11 protein-coding genes and 1 tRNA gene are annotated in these 12,261 nt (G+C 63.3%); 5 read left to right on the top strand and 7 right to left on the bottom strand.

Translation table 11 applies throughout. The features are described 5' to 3' along the window. Positions 1-186: 186 nt before the first annotated feature. The 3 genes from ACRQFC_RS08985 to ACRQFC_RS08975 form a co-directional block, all read right to left on the bottom strand. Positions 187-260, bottom strand: a tRNA-Pro gene (locus ACRQFC_RS08985). A gap of 184 nt (positions 261-444) precedes the next feature. Further along, complete coding sequence (locus ACRQFC_RS08980) at positions 445-1,626, bottom strand: metallophosphoesterase (protein ID WP_284897575.1); 1,182 nt, start codon at positions 1,624-1,626, stop codon at positions 445-447. Between the two features lie 137 nt (positions 1,627-1,763). Then, a complete protein-coding gene (locus ACRQFC_RS08975; protein WP_284897573.1) occupies positions 1,764-4,016 on the bottom strand; it encodes a transglycosylase domain-containing protein in 2,253 nt (750 codons plus the stop codon). Between the two features lie 206 nt (positions 4,017-4,222). On the opposite strand from ACRQFC_RS08975, the gene ACRQFC_RS08970 reads away from it, so the two are divergent. Together ACRQFC_RS08970 and ACRQFC_RS08965 are read left to right on the top strand one after the other, a co-directional pair. Further along, positions 4,223-4,534: a WhiB family transcriptional regulator gene (locus ACRQFC_RS08970; RefSeq protein ID WP_284897572.1), complete on the top strand. Its 312-nt coding sequence runs from the start codon at positions 4,223-4,225 to the stop codon at positions 4,532-4,534. A 156-nt stretch (positions 4,535-4,690) separates the two neighbouring features. Then, positions 4,691-5,152: a RidA family protein gene (locus ACRQFC_RS08965; protein ID WP_284897570.1), complete on the top strand. Its 462-nt coding sequence runs from the start codon at positions 4,691-4,693 to the stop codon at positions 5,150-5,152. Positions 5,153-5,225: 73 nt separating this feature from the next. Here ACRQFC_RS08965 and aroB read toward each other — a convergent pair whose 3' ends face one another. Together aroB and ACRQFC_RS08955 are read right to left on the bottom strand one after the other, a co-directional pair. After that, complete coding sequence (aroB, locus tag ACRQFC_RS08960; RefSeq protein WP_284897569.1) at positions 5,226-6,467, bottom strand: 3-dehydroquinate synthase; 1,242 nt, start codon at positions 6,465-6,467, stop codon at positions 5,226-5,228. Positions 6,468-6,481: 14 nt separating this feature from the next. Then, positions 6,482-7,339, bottom strand: a complete 858-nt coding sequence (locus ACRQFC_RS08955; protein ID WP_407933842.1) for a TrmH family RNA methyltransferase — start codon at positions 7,337-7,339, stop codon at positions 6,482-6,484. Positions 7,340-7,516: 177 nt separating this feature from the next. Here ACRQFC_RS08955 and ACRQFC_RS08950 point away from each other — a divergent pair, with 177 nt between their 5' ends. Beyond that, positions 7,517-8,452 carry a hypothetical protein gene (locus ACRQFC_RS08950; RefSeq protein WP_284897568.1) on the top strand — a complete coding sequence of 312 codons (936 nt, stop codon included), beginning with the start codon at positions 7,517-7,519 and terminating at the stop codon, positions 8,450-8,452. Positions 8,453-8,539: 87 nt separating this feature from the next. Here ACRQFC_RS08950 and ACRQFC_RS08945 read toward each other — a convergent pair whose 3' ends face one another. Then, positions 8,540-9,307, bottom strand: coding sequence for an SDR family NAD(P)-dependent oxidoreductase (locus ACRQFC_RS08945; protein ID WP_284897566.1), 768 nt, complete (start codon positions 9,305-9,307; stop codon positions 8,540-8,542). Between the two features lie 42 nt (positions 9,308-9,349). Between ACRQFC_RS08945 and ACRQFC_RS08940 the strand changes: the two genes are divergently transcribed. Continuing rightward, complete coding sequence (locus ACRQFC_RS08940; RefSeq protein ID WP_284897564.1) at positions 9,350-10,180, top strand: exodeoxyribonuclease III; 831 nt, start codon at positions 9,350-9,352, stop codon at positions 10,178-10,180. A 30-nt stretch (positions 10,181-10,210) separates the two neighbouring features. Here ACRQFC_RS08940 and ACRQFC_RS08935 read toward each other — a convergent pair whose 3' ends face one another. Next, the gene (locus ACRQFC_RS08935; protein WP_284897563.1) at positions 10,211-11,494 is read right to left on the bottom strand and encodes an MFS transporter; all 1,284 of its coding nucleotides are present in this window, start codon (positions 11,492-11,494) and stop codon (positions 10,211-10,213) included. Positions 11,495-11,917: 423 nt separating this feature from the next. Between ACRQFC_RS08935 and ACRQFC_RS08930 the strand changes: the two genes are divergently transcribed. Then, positions 11,918-12,139: a hypothetical protein gene (locus ACRQFC_RS08930; protein WP_284897561.1), complete on the top strand. Its 222-nt coding sequence runs from the start codon at positions 11,918-11,920 to the stop codon at positions 12,137-12,139. Positions 12,140-12,261 lie beyond the last annotated feature (122 nt).

The raw sequence follows: 12,261 nt of genomic DNA, 5'->3' as shown, positions 1-12,261 counted from the left end.
CGGTCTGAACATCCGTAAAGGCCGGATCGGGAGCTAACGACACGCCGTCATTAGACCCACTTTTTGTCTATTAACCCCCCTTTTGTCTATTAACCCCGATTCTGCGGACGCTTCGCGGCGAGCGTCACCGAGATATGAGAAAATCCCGCGTCACAGGCGGACCTATGACGCGGGACATCACACAGGTCGGGGTAGCGGGATTTGAACCCACGGCCTCTTCGTCCCGAACGAAGCGCGCTACCAAGCTGCGCCATACCCCGTGCTTTGGCAACTCAATAATAATAGCCCTCCGCAGCGGAAAAAGCTAAATCCGATCTAGTGATCTGGCGTACAACCAGGCCAGTGCGCTTTTGGCCTCGCAGGTCAGCGGGGCACCTTCCCCGCGGGAACTTCCCCGCGACGTCTTCCCTGCAACTCAGCCCAGCACATCCCCGATCAGCATGTTCACTCAGCGCCGCCGCGCACTCGCAGCAGAATCGCTTCGGGTGGCCGGAGGAACCTGACCGGCGTATACGGCGACGTCCCCAGGCCCGCAGACACATTCACCGCCATGCCACCACGCAGCACGCGCACGCCGTCGCCGCGCAGGGGCAAGCGCTCCGCGGCCCGGTCACCTCCCGCGGCCCGGTCACCTCCCGCAGCCCGGTCACCTCCCGCAGCGCGGCCCGCACCCGCGTCACCCGCGCCCCGCCAAGCGCCACCACCAGCACCAGCGTCATCCCCACAAGGCCAATCGAAAAGCCCGGAATCATAGCGCAGCGGCAGATCACAATTCGTGGTCAAAGCACCGAATCCGGGCACCGCCAACTGCCCTCCGTGAGTGTGGCCGGCCAGCGTCAGAGTTGCGCCGTCGTTCATTAAGGCGTTGAGAGCGGCACAATACGGTGCGTGAACGACGCCGAGACGCAGATACCCACGCCCAGCGTTCGTGCGCCGCTCACGTTCCGCGCCCGCACTTTCATCCGGAACCACGGCACCTTCCGCGGTATCGGTAACCTCGCCGGGTCGCGGCATCAGGGCCCGGCCGATATGCGGGTCGTCCATGCCGACTGCGTCGATGTCCCAGGTCGCCGCGCGCAGCCGCGCCCGCCGATTATTGAGATCAATCCAGCCGAAAGCTTCCAGCCCGGCGGTCATCTCCTCCCAGGGCAAATCCGGTTCGTCTTTCTCCGCAAGCGGCGGGAAAAGCCCCGGCGCCACATAGCGCAAGGGATTCTTGAGCACCGGCGCGAAATAATCATTCGAGCCGTACACAAAAAGCCCCGGAATATCTGCGAGCGGCGCCAGCGCCTCAAGGAGGGGTGCGACGGCGCGCGCTTCGGACAGATGGTCGCCCGTCAGGACTACGAGATCCGGGCGGCAGCGCTCGGCCAGGTCGCTCAAAAATTGCCGCTTGGCCCGGTGGCGGCGCAGCAGATGCATATCCGAGAGGTGGAGAATGCGCAGCTCACCGGCCGTGCTCGCAACTTGCGGCAGCACCAGCACCCGCTCGCGCAGAGTGTAGCGGTGTGCTTCGTGCAGCGCCCAGCCCAGGCACCCGGCCCCCGCGGCCGCGCCCGCTGCCACGCCGGCGCCCAGGGCCTTGAGCGCGGTGCGCGGGACTCGGTGCTTATCAGCTTCGCTCACGGTATCCGCCTTCCTTTTCGCGCGTCCTACGGTTTCTGGAATGCCACCGGCCCTGATGACCCGGCTCGCCTAGCACACCCGGCCAGAGTTTCGCACCGCGCAGCTCGGGCCGCGCAGCCCGGGCCGCGCAGCATCGGCTACTCTTCCACAACCTCGACTTCTTCGTATTCTTCGTTGCTCTCGCCTTCGTGAACGGCCTCGGGCGGAACCGCGCCCTGCTCCCCCGGCGCGGGTTGCGCAGGTGCCGGCGCGGGCGTGGGAGATGGCGAGGGGGTGGCCGGTTCCCGTGTGGCGGGTGCCGGGCGCCGCATCGGGGTGGTGGGCTGCGGGAACGGCACGGCCGGCTGACCGGCCAAAGCGGCGTTCATATAATCGGAGAACATCATCGCGGGGAATAGCCCACCGTAGACTTCCGAGTGCCACTGACCCTTAATAACGGCGTCGAACATGGAAATATTGCCTTCCATGTGGCCCTGCCAGGTCACAGTGGCAAGCTGCGGGGTGTAACCCATAAACCACGCGTGCCAGTCCTTATCGGAGGTACCGGTTTTCCCGGCCACCTGGCGCCCGCGCAGCGCCGCTTTCTCACCGGTCGCCCCGGGTTCTACCACGTGCTGAAGCACCGCATTCGTTTTGCGCGCAGTTTCCTTGGAAATAGCCTGCTGGCACTGCGGTTTGCGTTCGGAAATAACCGTGCCATCGTGTTCTTCGATGGAGGTATAGGACATCGGATCGCAACGAATACCGTCATTGGCGAGGGTAGCTCCGGCCGTCGCCATGGAAAGCGGGGTGACGTTATTCGTACCCAGAATCATCGGGGGAACAATAGTAAAGGGCTCGTGATCCCCGCGCTCCACGCCCATAGCCTGGGCTTTATTCGCGATCTGGCACAGATCCAGCTTCTGGGCCATATGCGCGAAGGTGCCGTTAGTGGACATGCGGGTACCTTCTAGCACCGTGCGCGGGCGGTTGGACTGCCCCAAGTTCCCCACCGGCCAGGGTTCACCCGCAAGATTCGTACACGAAGCCTGGAATGAGCTCTGCGGCAGCAAGCCTTCGCTACTATCCACCACGTCATAGGCACTGCGCCCGGAATCCAGCCATTCCACCAGGGTAAATATCTTGAATGTTGATCCGGACTGGAAGCCGGCACCGCCACCCATATCCTGCGGGGCCGTGACATTCACCTGCGTCATGCGGGTATCCGTGTCATTCGGAACCCCGAAGCGGGTATTTTGCACCATCGAAACAATATGCCCGCTCCCCGGCTCCACCGATACCAGCGCGGCATCAATTCCGGAAGCGTCATCCACGGGCTGGTGATAAACCACCGAGTCATAGGCGTGCTGCTGGCGTGCCGAATCCAGGGTGGTGCGGATGACTTTGCCGCCGCGGTAGAGCTGGCGGGTACGCTCGGCGCGGGTGGCACCCAACGCCTTGTCATTGAGCAAATCCTTGACCACGTACTCGCAGAAGTAAGCGCTAATACCCGCCGAACCGCAGCCCGCCGATTGCTCGGAAACGTGCATATACGACTCAATCGGAGTGGCCTGAGCTTCCTTCATTTCCGCTTCGGTAATGAAACCGGAACGGTACATTTCGCCCAGCACCACATTGCGGCGCTCGGTATTCGCTTCCGGATGGCGTACCGGATCCCACTGGGCTGGATTCTGGGTGATCCCGGCCATCGTGGCCGCTTCCACCACCGTCAAATCCTTCGCGGACTTGGAGAAGTAGCGCTGCGCGGCAGTTTCCACCCCGTATTGCGAGGGGCCGAATTGGGCGAGATTGAGATAGCCGGTGAGGATCTCATCTTTCGTCATCGTTTTTTCGACGGCGATAGCGTAACGAGCTTCGTTGATCTTACGCGCGATGGTCTGTTCGGTAGCCCGCTTGATTTTCTCATTATCATCAGCGATACGCCCCTCTTCCAGGAGCGCATTTTTCACGTACTGCTGGGTGATGGACGAACCGCCCGAAAGCCCGCCCGAGGTGAGATTGGAGACCAGCGCGCTGACGGTGCCTTGCACGTCAATGCCGTGGTGCTCGTAAAAACGCCTATCCTCAATTGCTACGACGGCGTTTTTCATATGCTGCGAGATCTGATCGGAGCGCACGTTGATCCGGTTCTCAATATAGAACCGGGCCAGCACCGATCCGTCTTTGGCAAGCAAAACCGTCTGCTCCGAAGGTTCGGTAAAGCCTAAGTCCTCCGGCACATCGTCGAAAATACCGGTCACCGCATTGGCCGTGGTTCCCATCGTCATAACGAAAGGCAGCGCAATCCCGGCCATGAGGGCGCCCCCGCCGCACAGAGCCAGGATCAGCGCCAGCACGAACGTTCCAATTTGGCGTCCGGTCGCTTGTTTTTTCGGGCTAGAACTCGACATACCCCTAAGAATACTGACCCGGCGCGGCGAAAGAAACGAGACATACGCTTCCCCGGGGTTCCCCGCGTTTCCCCAGCACTTGCCCAGGCTCCGCACCTCCACAAGGCGGACCAAAGTAGCGCACGTCATAAAACGCTAATACTATGATCGTAAAACAGTAAAGAACTGCACCGTTAAACACCACCACGCCGGAGTGAGGGGGATAGATGACCACAACACTAGCCCTGTATCCACACTGGGCAGATGCCGCCGCCTGCACCGATATCGATCCCGATTCGCTTTTCGTGCGCGGCGCGGCCCAGCGCCAGGCCCGCTCGATTTGTTTTCGCTGCCCGGTGCGCCTGCACTGCCTGGCTGATTCGCTGGACGCGGAAATGATGTTCGGGGTGTGGGGCGGGATGACGGAACGTGAACGCCGCGCCCTGCTGCGCCACCACCCGGAAGAACGCAATTGGAGGCGTCGCATTTTTGAGGGGCGCGACCCCCTGGCCCGCTCCCTGCGCGAGGGGGACGGCTAAGCACGCCCACCGGAAATTTAGCCCGCGGGCGGCTGGCTGCGCCGTCGTTCCACCAGAGACGCCGCAACTTCGCGCAGCCGTAACCTTCGCGCTAACCTATGACCAGGCGCGGTATTCCGCGCGCTCACACTCAACGATTCCGCGAGAGGCCTACGCATGGACACTATCAGCACCCGTTTGACCAGCCTGGGTATCACCCTTCCTCCGGTTGCCGCGCCGGTGGCGGCCTATATTCCCGCCAAGCGGCACGGGGATACGGTGCGAACCTCCGGGCAGCTGCCTTTCGTGGACGGGCAACTGCCGGCCACCGGGAAGCTCGGCGCGGAGATCACCGCGGAGGACGGCTATTCTTACGCGCGTATCGCCGGGATTAACGCCCTCGCGGCGGCGGCGGAAGTTGCGGGCGGCATCGATCATATCCGCGGTATTTCGCACGTCACCGTTTTCGTGGCGTCCGACCCGAGTTTTACCGCGCAACCCCAGGTCGCGAACGGTGCCAGCGAACTTTTCGGGGAGATTTTTGGCGGCGACGGCGCCCATACGCGCTCAGCTGTCGGCGTGAGCGTGCTCCCGCTGGACGCCCCCGTCGAGGTCGAAATCGAAGTGCTGCTGCGCTAACGGCGCATTGCGGTTCGCGCGCGGGAGCTGGCGCGGTGAAGGCGCGCGTCCGGTGGCGGGCCGGAGACGCGAACTAGGAAGCGAGTTCCTGGCGCGGCTGAGCCTCCAGGAATTCGCGCACCTCAGCGCTGGGGATCTCGCGCGCGTAACTGCCACCCGCGAAGGTCTCCATCGCGCCGATGCCGCGCTGGAATACAAAGCGGATGGCCCCGCCCAGCGATTTTTTATCGTGGCCCATGGTGCGCATAATATCCGCCACGCTCACCCCGGCGGGCAGCTCGGTGGGCAACCCGATAGCGCGCAGCAGGGTATCCACCCGCTCGGCGTCTTCCGTAGTGAGGTAACCGTAACGCAGCCCGAGCCGGCATTGCAGGTTCAGCCCAATCGCCACGCATTCCCCGTGCGGGAGGGCGTAATCGAGCGCGGCCTCCAGGGCCCGCCCGATGGTGTGACCGAGGTTGAGGGCCATGCGGCGGTTGCCTTCGTGCACATCGGATTGCACGATCTCCACCTTAATTTCCGCATTGCGGCGGGCGATATAGCCGCTGAGTTCGGTATCGCCCACCATCTCCCGCACACCCTTGCCGCGCCGCACGAAGTGTTCTTCCAGGGTCTCGAAGAAGTTGCGGTCGGCCAGGCAGGCGTGCTTGACGGTTTCGCCCATGCCGTCGCGCAATTGTGAGTCGGTGAGCGTTACCCAGCGCGCCACGTCGATGAGGACGGCGCGCGGCTGGTGGAAAGCCCCGATGAGGTTGGTGGCGGCCGGGGTATCCACCGCGGTTTTGCCCCCGATGGCGGCGTCCGCCGCGCCCACGAGCGTCGTCGTCATGGTGATATACGGGACGCCGCGGGTGAAGGTAGCGGCCACGAAACCGGCCAGGTCGGAGACCACCCCGCCGCCCAGGGCCACCACCACGGTGTCGCGGTTGAAGCCGGCGGCCAGCATGGCGTCTTCCAGCTGTTCTTTGGTAGCGCGGGTTTTATTTTCTTCCCCGGCCGGGAAAACGAAGAGCTGCGGGGCGCGGGATTGTGCGATCAGAGATTGGGCGGCCTCGTTCGCGCCATTCGCACCGTTCGCACCGGCACCGCTCTCACCGGCGCGGTTCGCCTCGCGATAAGCGCGGGCGAGCACCTCCATGACCTGCGCGCCAATGAGTTCATTGACGGTGCTATCGGTAATGACCGCCACCCGGGAGCGGCCTAGCCCGGCCGCCTCCAGCACGCCGGGTAGCTCGTCGGCCAGATCGGTGCCGATAAGAAGCGGATAGGACTCGTCAACGGTGCGAGTCAATTCAACATTGAGGCGGGTAACCACGTGATCCTCCTGGGCTAGTGGTTGGTTACGGGTGCGGGATTGGAAGTATGCGCGCAATTGGCAGCGTTGTCGGGATGTGCGCTACGCGCATGCTGCGCCACCCACCAGTGCATGGCGATGGCCGCGGCCGCGGCCACGTTGAGCGAACGGGTGGAGCCATCCTGAGTGATTTCCACCGCGCCGTCGCAGCGCTCGAGTAAATCGGGGGAAATCCCGGCGGATTCCTGCCCGAACACCAGCAGGCAATTCTCCGGAAGTTCGGACTTCTCCAGGGGCACCGCACCCTCCTGGTTATCGATGGCGATGAGCTGGTACTTATGCTCGCGCGCCCATTCTTCCAGGTCAGCCGGGGTGGGGTGGTAGTACATCGTGAGGTAGCGGTCGGTAACAAGGGCCCCGCGCTTATTCCACTTATGCCGCCCCACAATATGCACGCCGCCGAAGTTAAAAGCATTGGCGCTGCGCACAATCGACCCGATATTGAGGTCGTGCTGGAGATTCTCAATGGCGATATGGGCGCTGACGGCCCGGCTTGCCATATCCGCCTTGATCGCTTCCACGCTCCAATAACGATATGCGTCGACGACGTTACGGTGGTCACCTTCCGCTAAAAGCTGCGGGTCCAGGCGGGGATCGTCCGGCCAAGGCAGCGGGTGCGGCCCCACCCCGACCGTGCGTTTTTCACCGTAAGGCGAGCCGCCCGGCTCCGGGATGCGGTGCGCGGGCAGCTCAGCGGCATCATCCGTGAGCGCGGTGGGATCGCCAGCGCCTGCGGCAGGCGCGGCATCCGCGGCATCCACGGCAGGCGCAGCCTCGCCCGCGGGCGCGCTGAGTTCATCACGAGAATCACAAGACTGGGAAGAATCTGTCACTCCCCCAGTCTACCGGCGCTCCCGCCCCGACCATGGGGAAGCGCCATATTTACCCGCGGGCCACCGGGGCCCGTGTTTCGCTGGCGCCGTCGGCCTTGTACAGTGGTATACGCAAGCGCAATAAACGATTCGCCACCCCGAGCCTGGGTGCGGGAAACCCTAAGAAGTGGAGCAGCGATGACGAAGATGTGGAAACCTCTCGCGGTGGTGGCCGCCGGTGCCCTGATCCTGAGCGGGTGCGCGAATAATGCGCTGGTCTCCTCGGAAGGCGAGCACGGCCCGTCGATCAGCGAGGGGCACGGCCGGGGCGGATCGGGCGGCGCGCCTATTTTTGACGAAAGCATTTCGAAAACCGGACAGTTCACGCCGGTATCCGATAACGCTCAGGCCCGCGAGATTATTAAACGCGCCATCGCCAAGCAGGATGAGATTATTGCGAAAAGCTCGCAGGATTTCTTCGGCACCGCTATCGGGATGGATATGTCCATGGAGATTTCCGCGGATGTGCCCGGTGATGGGCCCGGGGTCGCCACCATCGATATTGATATCGATGTGGATCCGAGCACCCGCCTCATGGCCATGCAGATGGATATTGACGCCTCCGGAATTCCCGGGGCGGAAGCGGAGGGCATGCCCGCCAAGATCTCCACCGCGCTGTGGATCGGGGAAGGTTCGAAGCCGGATACCGTCACGGTGTATACGAATATGGCCGGTTTCTGGAGCAAAACCGAGGAAAGCCTGGCCGATATTGTGGATTCCGGGGATGCGCCCGCCTCGCCCGGCTCCTACCGCGGGGAGGATATTTTCCCGAATATTGAGAAGACCCAGGTTTTTGAGGACGCGGAAAACTACCTCATCGTCGGCCCGCTTTCCGAGACGATGGCGCAGGAAATGCAGGGCGCCTCGCCCGGTTTGGACCTGAGCGATTCCGCTAATCTCCAGGTGCGTATCGATAAGCAAAGTTACGAGGTTCGGGGCATGGCTATTGTGGCCCCGACCTACTTCCAGGGCTTGCCCACGGAAACGCGGGTGCGCTGGGATTACCGCCAGGCCAAGCCGCTCCAACTGCCCGATGAGGCACGTAAGGCCCCCGCGGAAAGCAGTAGTTTCTAAGCTTGAGTGCGCCCGGTCGCTTCCCCGAAGCTGCCGGGCCGCTTGTTATTTCCGCACGTCCGTTTGTTACTTCCGCACGTCCGCCTTCTAGCTGCGTCCGGACAGCCCCGGCCCCGCGAATGTCCGCACCAGGGCGCGCGGGGCGAAACGCAGCGCCGCGGCGGCCGCCTTGTAGAGCGCGGTGGGCGTGACAAGCACCCGCCCGCGCCGGCAGGCCTCCAGCGCGGCATTCACCACGGCTTCGGGCTGCGCAAAAAGCAGATCGGCCCACTGGCTGGCATCCACCGCGGCACGCTCGTGGAATTCGGTGCGGATAAGCCCCGGAGTCACGCAGGTGACCGAGACCCCATGCGGCGCCAGTTCCGCGGCCAGCCCTTCGGAAAAAGTGCGCACCCAGGCTTTATGCGCCGAATAGGTGCCCTGCGCGGTGCCGGCCGTCATCGAGGACACGTTAATAATTCCCCCGTAGCCGCGCCGCGAAAACTCCCGTGCCGCCGCGTGGCATGTGATAAGAACCGCGCGCACCATCACGTCAAGCGCTTCTTCTTCCCGCTCCAGCTCCCCGGTGGAAAATTCCTGCCCCAGCCCAAAGCCCGCATTATTAACGAGCAAACCGATGGGCCGCGAGCGCTGCGCTACCCGGCGCGCAACCACACGAGCGTCGTCGTGCCGCGAAAGATCCGCGGCGAGCACCTCCACCCGCACCCCGGCGACCTGCCGCAGATCATGCGCGATCGCTTCCAAACGGGCCCGATTGCGCGCCACGAGCACGAGGTCATTTCCTTCGGCCGCGAGCTGCCACGCAAATTCCAGGCCGAGCCCGGCGCTGGCACCGGTAATAAGAGCACTTCCCATAACCGCTATGGTAACGTGCCCGCGGCTCTCTACACTGGTGCTATGCGTATTGCCACCTGGAATATTAATTCTGTGCGCGCCCGCGCCGAACGCGCCCGCGCCGTCCTGGAACGCTGGGACCTGGACGCCCTGCTCCTCCAAGAAACGAAATGCACGCCCGCGCAGTTCCCGCGCGAAATTTTTGAAGAGGCCGGATACGAAGTCGCCTGCGCCGGCCTCAACCAGTGGAACGGGGTCGCGATTCTTTCCCGCGTGGGCATCGAGAACGTGCAGGTGGGCTTCCCCGGTCAGCCCGGTTTTTCTAAGGTCGACGACGACGGCGCGCTGCTCAGTGCGCCCACCGTGGAAGCGCGTGCGCTGGGAGCGCGTCTGGGTTCGGGGCCGGCCGCGGTCAATGTGTGGAGTCTGTATATCCCCAATGGGCGGGCCTACGGGGATCCGCATTTCCACTACAAGTTGGAATTCCTCGGTGCCTTGCGGGCGGCGGTGAGCGCGCGCCTGGGCGAGGAGCCGGAGTATCCGCTGCTGCTGGCGGGGGATTGGAATGTGGCCCCGCGGGATACGGACGTATGGGATATTGATTATTTCCGGAACGACGTGGGCATGTATGTGACCGCGGAGGAACGCGGGGCGCTGGCCGGGCTGCTGGAGGCGGGGCTCGCGGATATTACCCGGGCGGCCGAGGGTGCGGATTACACGTTCTGGGATTATCAGCGCCTGCGGTTCCCGAAGAATCACGGGATGCGTATTGATTTCGGTTTTGCTTCCGCGGCGCTGGCCGCCCGGCATACCCGCTCCATCATTGACCGGGACGAGCGGAAGGGCAAAGGCGCTTCCGATCACGTCCCGGTCATCATGGAGTTTGCGGCTTAGGCGGCGGGGTTGTGGCTCGTGCCCGCCATGCTAGGCCGCGCGGGTGATCTGGGCGCGGCGCCGGCGGGTACGCAGGTGCAAAATCCGCGCGCAGCCTAGCCCCGTGGCCGAGGCGAGGATGGCGTAGAGGAAGGCGCGGGTGTAATCGCCGTCGTACATAGCACCGATTTGAGCGCCGAGCCGCGGGGCGAAAATAGCGGCCACCGAAAAACCGGTGAAGGCGAGCGCGTAGTTAATGCCTTGCCAGCGCGGCCCGAAGCGGTCCATGACGCAAGCGGGCATAATCGCGATGGTGCCGCCGTAGCTCAGGCCGAGCGCGAGGAGGCCACCGGCCAGGAAGATACCGCCGGCGAGGGTGCCGCGCCCACCCGCGATGAGGAGGAGTAGACCGAAGGCGTCGCAGCAGAAGGTGACTTCGAGGGTGCGGGCGTGGCCGAGGTGGTCGGCGAGCCAGCCGAAGCAGAAGCGTCCCACGGTTCCCGCGCAGGCGTAGAGGGAGACGAAGAGCGCGGCGCTGGCCGCGGAGGAGTGAAACATTTTCGCGGCGATGGGCGCCGCGTTGGAAACGATCATGAGGCCGGAGAAGGCCCCGGCGATGAAAATGGCGAAAATGAGCCAGAAGTCGGGGGTGGCGAGCATCTGGCGGGTAGTGAGGGACGGCCGGATGCTGCGCGCGGGTGTGGGGACCGGTTCGGTGGCGGGTTCCGGTTCGGCGGCGGGTTCCGGACTCGATTTCACAGAAGACGCGACCACGCCTTCCACCGGAGCGGCGCGGTAATTAAAGGCCACGATGAGCGCAATCACCGCGTAGAGGCCGGCGAAAACCAACAGGGTGGTGCGCAGGTCACTGGAATCGAGGAGTCGCTGAGCCAAGGGTGCCATGACGATGCCGGAGGCTCCGTTCACACAGGAGATAATGCCGGAGATGAGTCCGCGCCTGCCCGGGAAGAAACGCAGGGTATTGGACAGCGCGGAGGTGAGAACCAGACCCATGCCGATGCCACCGATGAACCCGTAGCCGAGCACGAATTGGAGCGGGGAGCTCGCGCAGGCCGCGCTGGCCCAGCCGAGGGCCGCGCACAGTGCGCCGATGGTTGCCGTCCAGACCGCGCGGCCGCGGTCAATGAAGTACCCGCCCAGGAGCATTGGCAGCGGGGCGAGGGCATTGGTAAGAGTATAGGCGCCCATCGCCGCACTTAGCCCGTAGAGCTGGGTGGCCGGGAGTTGGAAAATTGAGAAAACGTATGAGCACCCGGTGATGAAGGTGAGCAGGCAGGCACAGACGAGCACCCGCCAAGGATGAACCTGACGCATGATTTCTCCGTCGTTACACGAAACCGCCCGTCGCGGCGCGGCCGGCGGGTAACGCGGCGGGGCGGGCCTGTGCGCCCTGGCGCGGCATGAAGCCGCATACCGGGCTCGGGCATGAAACCGCATACCGGGCACAGGCTCCCCGCCCGCGTTACCTACGGTGGCGTAACTTAGGAGTGGGGTGCCGACTGTGCTATCTCATTATTCGACCATCGGAACCCGTGCAGATTTAACTTGCGCTTGACAGGTTGCGCTTGAGAGTCAGTGACGGGTGTATAGAACGGGTTCGAATTTATCCACAGAATCGCGAAACGCTGTCCTTATCCACAGGGCGGTACATGGCTCTTTGCTACGCCTTGACGCCATGCAAGAATGGCGGAACCGGACGGGAAACCACCCGGAACTAGCAACCAAAGGAGGGAGACCATGAGTATTGACAGCGCAAGCAGAGTAACGCCAAATCCTACCTTTAACTCGCTTGAAGATGTTCTCAAGCGCAAGGAAGAAATCTTGCAGGAGGTCAGAATGACCCGCGAAGAATTCGACCTACGCGCCGATAACTACCAGCTCGGCCCAGACGAGGCTGAAGCTTATTTCGAAATGGAAGGCTTAGATTATCTCGAGGAGTATTACCGTGGCGAATGTTGAGCTTGATAAGCAGACCGATGAATTTGCGGCGCACCTACAGCGGATTGGAGAGTGTCTAATGGTTTGTGTGTGAGGGTGAAAACCACCTAGGAGATAAACCAGAATGACTACCGTGAAACAAG

The sequence above is a fragment of the Actinotignum inguinis genome (genome assembly GCF_051265835.1).
Lineage (GTDB): Bacteria > Actinomycetota > Actinomycetes > Actinomycetales > Actinomycetaceae > Actinotignum > Actinotignum timonense.
This window is presented reverse-complemented; position numbering and strand designations above follow the sequence as displayed.

Excerpts from the sequence above, each read along its gene's own strand:
- ACRQFC_RS08945 (WP_284897566.1), bottom strand. The coding sequence starts at position 9,307 with ATGGGAAGTGCTCTTATTACCGGTGCCAGCGCCGGGCTCGGCCTGGAA.
- ACRQFC_RS08940 (WP_284897564.1), top strand. The coding sequence starts at position 9,350 with ATGCGTATTGCCACCTGGAATATTAATTCTGTGCGCGCCCGCGCCGAA.
- ACRQFC_RS08970 (WP_284897572.1), top strand. The coding sequence starts at position 4,223 with ATGACCACAACACTAGCCCTGTATCCACACTGGGCAGATGCCGCCGCC.
- ACRQFC_RS08965 (WP_284897570.1), top strand. The coding sequence starts at position 4,691 with ATGGACACTATCAGCACCCGTTTGACCAGCCTGGGTATCACCCTTCCT.
- ACRQFC_RS08935 (WP_284897563.1), bottom strand. The coding sequence starts at position 11,494 with ATGCGTCAGGTTCATCCTTGGCGGGTGCTCGTCTGTGCCTGCCTGCTC.
- ACRQFC_RS08930 (WP_284897561.1), top strand. The coding sequence starts at position 11,918 with ATGAGTATTGACAGCGCAAGCAGAGTAACGCCAAATCCTACCTTTAAC.
- ACRQFC_RS08950 (WP_284897568.1), top strand. The coding sequence starts at position 7,517 with ATGACGAAGATGTGGAAACCTCTCGCGGTGGTGGCCGCCGGTGCCCTG.
- ACRQFC_RS08975 (WP_284897573.1), bottom strand. The coding sequence starts at position 4,016 with ATGTCGAGTTCTAGCCCGAAAAAACAAGCGACCGGACGCCAAATTGGA.